We start from the raw sequence: 6582 nt of genomic DNA on the forward strand, positions 1-6582 counted from the left end.
GGTACAGGAATCTCAATGCACATCGAACCAGAAGTCGTTACTGGCGCCAAAATCTTTCTTAGTTATGCCACCGCTGCAGGTGCCTTTGGCCTCTGTGCCAAGCTTGCGCTCGACAGCGTGCGCAACAATGGCGGCGCTGCCGCCCTGGCATTACGCAGCGTGCTGACCACTGCCCTGGTGTTCTGTTTCTTCGAAGTATTTCCGCACCACGCGGTCGGGGTTTCCGAGGTGCATCTGATCCTCGGTTCGACCCTGCTGCTGCTGTTCGGCGCAGGTGCCGCGGCGATGGGGCTGGCGTTCGGCCTGTTGCTGCAAGGGCTGCTGTTCGCTCAATTTGACTTGCCGCAGTACGGCATGAACGTTACGACGCTGCTGGTGCCGCTGTGGGCGATCAGCCTGCTGGCCAAGCGCATCATCGCGCCGGGTACCGCCTATGTGGACCTTTCCTACAAGCAGGCACTGGCGCTGTCGACGGCCTATCAGGGTGGCATTGTCGCCTGGGTCGGCTTCTGGGCGTTCTACGGGAATGGTTTCTCCGGCGAGAACCTGGCCGCCGTGGGCAGTTTCGGCCTGGCCTATATGAGCGTCATTCTGATCGAGCCACTGGTCGATCTGGGTGTGCTGGCTGCCGCCAAGGCGCTGTCCGCTTATAGCCGTGGGCCGCTGTTCAACGTGCGTCTGCATCAGGCTGCCTGAGGCTGACGCCAGACCCGGCGGCTGCCGCCGGGTGGGTGTCCACGGGTGATCTTGCGCTATCCCAAACGCGGCGGATCAGGGCAAGATAGAGCCTGTCCGATCAGCCAGGAAGATGCCTTGTGAGCCTTTGTTCCGATGACTTCGTTGTCGCCACCACCGCCGAAGAGGCGGTGGACCGCCTCGCCGCGCTGCACCAGCAGGCCACCCGCGCGCTCAGTCAGGCGCTCAAGCGTTACCTGAAAGAGCGCAGCAAACCCGACTCTGCGCAGCAGTGTCAGTTCCGCTACCCCGAATTACGTCTGACCTACCTGTGTCAGGGCGAAGTGCCGACGACCGTGCGCGCCTATGCCAAGGTGCAAGTGCCGGGCACCTACAGCGTCACCGTGACCCATCCCGCGGCATTCCGCAAATACCTGCTGGAGCAGCTGCGCCCCTTGATGAGCGACTTCACCGTGCGCGTGGAAGTCGGCATCAGCCAGCAGAACATTCCGTATCCGTACGTGGTCGAGCAGGGCGATGAGCTGGCCGGCTCCGGGGTCACCGCCGCCGAGCTGGCGCGCGTATTCCCCAGCACCGACCTGTCCGCCGCCACCGATGGCACCGCCGACGGCCTGTATGACTGGGAAAACACCGACCCGCTGCCGCTGGCGCTGTTCGATGCGGCGCGGGTGGATTTCTCCCTGCGCCGTCTGGTGCATTACACCGGCAGCGACTGGCGGCATGTGCAGCCGTGGATTTTGCTGACCAACTACCACCGTTACGTTGACCAGTTCATTCGCCATGGTCTGGATATGCTGGTGGGCGAATCGCGCTTCACGCGCATGGTGCTGCCGGGCAATGTGGTGATCGAGCGCGGCATGGCCGAAGGCGAGATGCAGGCCATCATCGAGAACGTCATCTGGCACCGTTATCAGATGCCGGCCTATCACCTGCAAACAGACGATGGCCACGGTATCACCCTGGTCAACATTGGCGTCGGCCCGTCCAACGCGAAGAACATCACCGACCATTTGGCCGTGCTGCGCCCGCATTGCTGGCTGATGATTGGCCACTGTGGTGGCCTGCGTCAGTCGCAGACCATCGGTGACTACGTGCTGGCTCACGCCTACATGCGCCGCGACGGCATCCTTGATCGCGTATTGCCGCCGCATATCCCGCTACCCGCGCTGGCCGAGGTGCAGCAGGCGTTGCAGGAAGCGGCCAAACTGGTGACCGGTGAAGAGGGCGATGAGCTGAAGAAGCGCCTGCGTACCGGTACCGTGCTGACCTATGACGACCGCAACTGGGAGCTGCGCTGGGCGCAGGAACGACCGTTGATCAACCTGTCCCGTGCCGTGGCGGTGGACATGGAAAGCGGCACCATCGCCGCGCAAGGTTATCGCCTGCGGGTGCCCTACGGCACGCTGCTGTGCGTGTCGGACAAACCGCTGCACAGCGAGATCAAGCTGCCCGGTGCGGCCGGTGCCTTCTACGAGCGCGCGGTGACCCAGCACCTGCACATCGGCATCACCGCGCTGGAACTGATGCGCAGCCAGCTCAACTCGCTGCACTCACGCAAGCTGCGCAGCTTTGATGAGCCGCCGTTCCGCTAATCTGCGCTGTGGCTCAGAGCCTGCTGCAGCCAGATGCAGAAACTGCGAGTCAGTGGGTCGCTTTCGCTGTCGCGGTGCACCAGCCAGGCCCAGTTGGGGCCGCGCACCGTCTGTTCCACCAACGGTTGCAGCAGGCCGTTACGCCGTACCTGGTCAGCCAGCAACTGGCTGACCAGGGCGATGCCCAGGCCCTGGCTGGCGGCATCCAGCAGCAGGCCGGGGTCGGAGAAGTTCAGCCCGTGACTCTGCTGGCCCACGTCCATGCCACCTTGAACCGCCCAATGGCTCCAGTCCATTTCCCGTTCGCCATGCAAGGTGGTGCGTTCGCTGTGCGCCGTTGCCCATAAAGCCGGGTGGCAGGCCGGGTAGAGCCGATCTTCCAGCAGTACGCGAAAGCTGCATTCGGCTTGAGCGCTGAGGTCGTCGCGCACCGCGATGTCGATGGTTTGTGCGGCCATGTCCGGTACGTCATCGCTGGTGAACAGCCACAGGTCGATTTCCGGGTGCAGGCGATGGAATTCGCCCAGGCGCGGCACCAGCCAATGGCGAGCGAATGCAGGTGTGGTGTTGACCACCAGTTGATTGGGCTTGCGGTATTGCTCCAGGCGACGGATGCCCACGGCCAGTTGCTGCAGCAGCGATTGCGTGGTGCTGAGCAAGTCGTGCCCGGCATCCGTCAGGCTGACGCTGCGGCCACTGCGGAAGAACAGCGGCTGTTCGAGAAAGCTTTCCAAGCTGCGGATCTGCTGGCTGATAGCGGACTGGGTCAGGTGCAGCTCCTCGGCAGCCTTGTGGAAGCTGCCCAGACGTGCGGCGGCTTCGAAGCCGCGCAGGGCATTCAATGGTGGCCAGTGCTTGAGCATGATTGATAAGTCCTGCTAATCAGAAGTGTGCAAAATCTATCGTTTGTTGCCGCATTTTTACAGGCCTAGCATGGAAGTCATCTCCGCATTCGCGGTTTTAAGTGATAACAATGACTTAACTGAAGGCACTTGTATGCAGCATAACGCAGTCGCAGCAAACTCCTGGTTTATGCCCGCCGAATGGGTTCCACATGCCGCCACCTGGATGGCCTTCCCGCACAATAAAGCGCTCTGGGAGTCGGGCTGGGGCGTGACTCTGGCCGAGGTGCAGGTTGATTTTGCCCGCGTGGCCAACGCCATTGCGCGCTTCGAACCGGTGAAAATGGTGGTCGACCCGTCAGCTGTGGCGCGTGCCCGCGAGCTGTGTGGTGCCAATATCGAGCTGATCGAACTGGCCATCAATGACAGCTGGTGCCGTGACTCCGGCCCCAGCTTTGTCTGCCATCCGCAGTTGGGGCTGGCCGGTGTGAGCTGGCGCTTCAATGCCTGGGGTGGCAAGTCCGCGCATGATCTGGACGAGAGCCTGGCCCGGCGCATCCTCAACGGCCTGGGTCTGGAGTGCTTCGGCACACCGCTGAGCAATGAAGGTGGCGCCATCCATGTGGATGGCGAGGGCACCCTGATCACCACCGAATCGGTACTGCTCAACCCCAACCGCAATCCGGGCATGAGCAAGGCCGAGATGGAAGAGGTCTTCACCCGCCTGCTGGGCGTGAAGAAGACCATCTGGCTGCCGGGCGATCCGCAATACGTCACCGGCGACATGACCGACGGCCATGTGGATGGTGTGTGCGCCTTCGCCAAGCCGGGTGCGCTGCTGGTCGACGCCACCCATGACAAGGGTTCGGTCTATGCCGAGGTGGTGCGTGAGAACCGTCGCGCCCTGGAGCTGGCTACCGATGCCCGTGGTCGTCAGTTCGAGCTGATCGACCTGTATGAGGCCACCGACGCCGTGGACACCGAGGCGGAAGTGTTCTGTGCCTCCTACACCAACTTCTACATCTGCAATGGCGCCATCATCATGCCGGCTTACGGCATTGCCGCCGATGATGAGGCGGCCGCTACCCTGCGCATGGCCTTCCCGGGCCGCGAAGTGGTTCCGGTGCAGATCAACCAACTGGCCCATGGCGGTGGCGGTGTGCATTGCATTACCCAGCAGCAGCCGGCCTGGCCGTTGAAGGGGTGAGGTCATGAGTAAGCTGACTGTCGCCACCACCCAGTTTGCCTGCAGCTGGAACTTGGAGCAGAACCTCGACCACGCCGAGCGCCTGGTGCGTGAAGCCGCTGCTAAAGGCGCGCAACTGATCCTGCTGCAGGAGCTGTTCGCCACCCCGTATTTCTGCATCGAGCAGGACCACAAGCACCTGGCGCTGGCCGAAGAGTACAAGAGCAGTCCGCTGCTCAAGCGCTTCGCCGCGCTGGCTGGTGAGTTGGGTGTGGTATTGCCGCTGTCCTGGTTCGAGAAGGCCGGCAATGCCTACTTCAATTCGCTGACCGTGGCCGATGCCGATGGCCGTCTGCTCGGGGTGTATCGCAAGACACATATCCCCAACGCCATCGGCTATCAGGAGAAGGAATACTTCAGCCCAGGCGATACCGGCTTCCGTGTCTGGGACACCGCCTTCGGTCGCATCGGCGTGGGTATCTGCTGGGATCAGTGGTTCCCCGAGACGGCCCGCTGCCTGGCCCTGCAGGGTGCCGAAGTGTTGCTGTTCCCCACGGCCATCGGCTCCGAGCCGGGCGCTGCAGCGCTGGACTCGCGTGATCACTGGCAGCTGACCCAGCGTGGCCACGCGGCCGCCAACATCATGCCGGTGATTGCCGCCAACCGTGTCGGCCGTGAAGTGGCGACCACCGACCCGGCGTTGCAGATGAGCTTCTACGGCTCGTCCTTTATCACCGACCACAAGGGCAAGCTGCTGGCTGAAGCCGACCGCGACACCAGCGGTGTGCTGGTCCGTGAACTGGACTTGGCAGCCATGCGCGAAGAGCGCCTGACCTGGGGCGTCTACCGCGACCGTCGGCCGGAAATGTACGGGCCGCTGCTAGGTCTGGACGGACGGCACACCCATGTACGCTGGAACCCTCAAGGAGTCTGATGATGAAACCTGCAAAAGCCTTATTGATTGGCTCGCTGGGCTTCGCCCTGTCGTACTCACAGGCCTGGGCGCAGGCCGAGGAAAAGACCCTGCGTCTGTATAACTGGGCCGACTATTTCGCCGAGGACACCCTGGCCAACTTCACCCGTGAAACGGGCATTCGCGTGATCTACGACGTGATGGACAGCAGTGAGACGCTGGAAGCCAAGATGATGTCCGGACGCAGCGGTTATGACCTTATTTTCCCCGGTGACACCGTGGCCGAACGGCTGATGCGTGCCGGTGCTCTTAAAAAGTTGGACAAGAGCAAGCTGGAGCATCTGGACGATATCGAGCCTGGCTTGCGTACTCTGCAGACCCAGTACCCGTATTCGCGACACGCCACGGTGCCCTACACCTGGGGCTCGATCGGATTGACCTACAACACGCAAATGATTGAGCAGCGCATGCCCAATGCGCCGGTCAATAGTCTGGACATGTTGTTTAAGCCTGAACTGGCGGCCAAGTTCGCCGACTGTGGCATCTCAATGATTGACTCGCCCGATGAAGTGCTGGCCGTGGTGCTCAATTACCTGGGGCATGAACCGCGCAGCGGCAAAGAGCATGAGCTGGCCGAGGCGCTGACGTTGCTGAAAAGCATCAAGCCCTATATCCGCAAGTTCCAGTCACAGCCGGTCACGCAGTTGGTGAATGGCGAGATCTGCCTGTCGCTCGGCTACAGCGGTGATATGACCCAGGCTCAGCGCACCGCTGACGAAGCAGGCGCGGAGATTACCTTTGGTTACCGCATACCTGTTCAGGGCAGCACCATCTGGATGGACACCATGGCCATCCCGGCAGATGCCCAGCACCCGGAACATGCCTATGCGCTGATCAATTTCATCATGCGTCCCGAGAACATGGCGGCCATCAGTAATGCCACCGGGTATCCCACCTCCAGCGCCAAGGCCCGACCACTGGTGGCGGAGGATATGCGCAACAACCCCGACCTCTATGCCGATGAAACCACCTACGCACGGCTGATTCCCGGCAAGGACATCCCGCAGCGCGATATGCGCGCGCGGATGCGTGCCTGGAGCACGTTCAAGTCTGACCTCTAGTTTGGCCTGACTGCTCGTACCCCCTGAGGCCCTCGGTCGGCCAACTGCAATGCCTCGGGTGCGCTAAGGCGGCAGCGTGCTGCCGCGTCGGCCGCAACAACAGGGGCATGACGCATCGATTTAGGGGCTTTCGGCCGCCAGCAAGAGTAACGCGTACAACCGCCTGTGGCGGCTGTGGAGCAGCATCCCATGGAGGGGAGACCAGACGCCGAGAACGGTGCAGACCGGCGGG

General features: G+C 62.3%; 6 protein-coding genes. 5 read left to right on the forward strand and 1 reads right to left on the reverse strand.

Translation table 11 applies throughout. The features are described from left to right. Positions 1 to 15: 15 nt before the first annotated feature. Together DBR00_RS06360 and amn are read left to right on the forward strand one after the other, a co-directional pair. A complete protein-coding gene (locus DBR00_RS06360) occupies positions 16 to 696 on the forward strand; it encodes an energy-coupling factor ABC transporter permease (RefSeq protein WP_108488452.1) in 681 nt (226 codons plus the stop codon). Positions 697 to 815: 119 nt separating this feature from the next. Beyond that, a complete protein-coding gene (gene amn, locus DBR00_RS06365) occupies positions 816 to 2288 on the forward strand; it encodes an AMP nucleosidase (RefSeq protein ID WP_108488451.1) in 1473 nt (490 codons plus the stop codon). On the opposite strand, the gene DBR00_RS06370 is transcribed toward amn, so the two are convergent. Then, the gene (locus tag DBR00_RS06370) at positions 2285 to 3151 is read right to left on the reverse strand and encodes a LysR substrate-binding domain-containing protein (RefSeq protein WP_108488450.1); all 867 of its coding nucleotides are present in this window, start codon (positions 3149 to 3151) and stop codon (positions 2285 to 2287) included. The genes amn and DBR00_RS06370 overlap by 4 nt on opposite strands. A gap of 133 nt (positions 3152 to 3284) precedes the next feature. Here DBR00_RS06370 and DBR00_RS06375 point away from each other — a divergent pair, with 133 nt between their 5' ends. Genes DBR00_RS06375 through DBR00_RS06385 form a run of 3 tightly spaced genes read left to right on the forward strand, consistent with a single transcriptional unit; the run spans position 3285 to position 6350 of the window. Continuing rightward, entirely contained in the window at positions 3285 to 4337 is a 1053-nt protein-coding gene (locus DBR00_RS06375) for an agmatine/peptidylarginine deiminase (protein WP_108488449.1), read from the forward strand. A gap of 4 nt (positions 4338 to 4341) precedes the next feature. Continuing rightward, positions 4342 to 5250 carry an N-carbamoylputrescine amidase gene (aguB, locus tag DBR00_RS06380; protein ID WP_108488448.1) on the forward strand — a complete coding sequence of 303 codons (909 nt, stop codon included), beginning with the start codon at positions 4342 to 4344 and terminating at the stop codon, positions 5248 to 5250. A 2-nt stretch (positions 5251 to 5252) separates the two neighbouring features. Further along, positions 5253 to 6350 carry an extracellular solute-binding protein gene (locus tag DBR00_RS06385; RefSeq protein ID WP_108488447.1) on the forward strand — a complete coding sequence of 366 codons (1098 nt, stop codon included), beginning with the start codon at positions 5253 to 5255 and terminating at the stop codon, positions 6348 to 6350. The last annotated feature ends 232 nt before the right edge of the window (positions 6351 to 6582 follow it).

This window comes from Pseudomonas sp. HMWF032, assembly GCF_003060885.1.
GTDB lineage: Bacteria > Pseudomonadota > Gammaproteobacteria > Pseudomonadales > Pseudomonadaceae > Aquipseudomonas.

Bases quoted from the DNA above. Each gene is read 5' to 3' on its own strand.
- DBR00_RS06360 (WP_108488452.1), top strand. From the start codon at position 16: ATGCACATCGAACCAGAAGTCGTTACTGGCGCCAAAATCTTTCTTAGT.
- DBR00_RS06370 (WP_108488450.1), bottom strand. From the start codon at position 3,151: ATGCTCAAGCACTGGCCACCATTGAATGCCCTGCGCGGCTTCGAAGCC.
- DBR00_RS06375 (WP_108488449.1), top strand. From the start codon at position 3,285: ATGCAGCATAACGCAGTCGCAGCAAACTCCTGGTTTATGCCCGCCGAA.
- aguB (WP_108488448.1), top strand. From the start codon at position 4,342: ATGAGTAAGCTGACTGTCGCCACCACCCAGTTTGCCTGCAGCTGGAAC.
- DBR00_RS06385 (WP_108488447.1), top strand. From the start codon at position 5,253: ATGAAACCTGCAAAAGCCTTATTGATTGGCTCGCTGGGCTTCGCCCTG.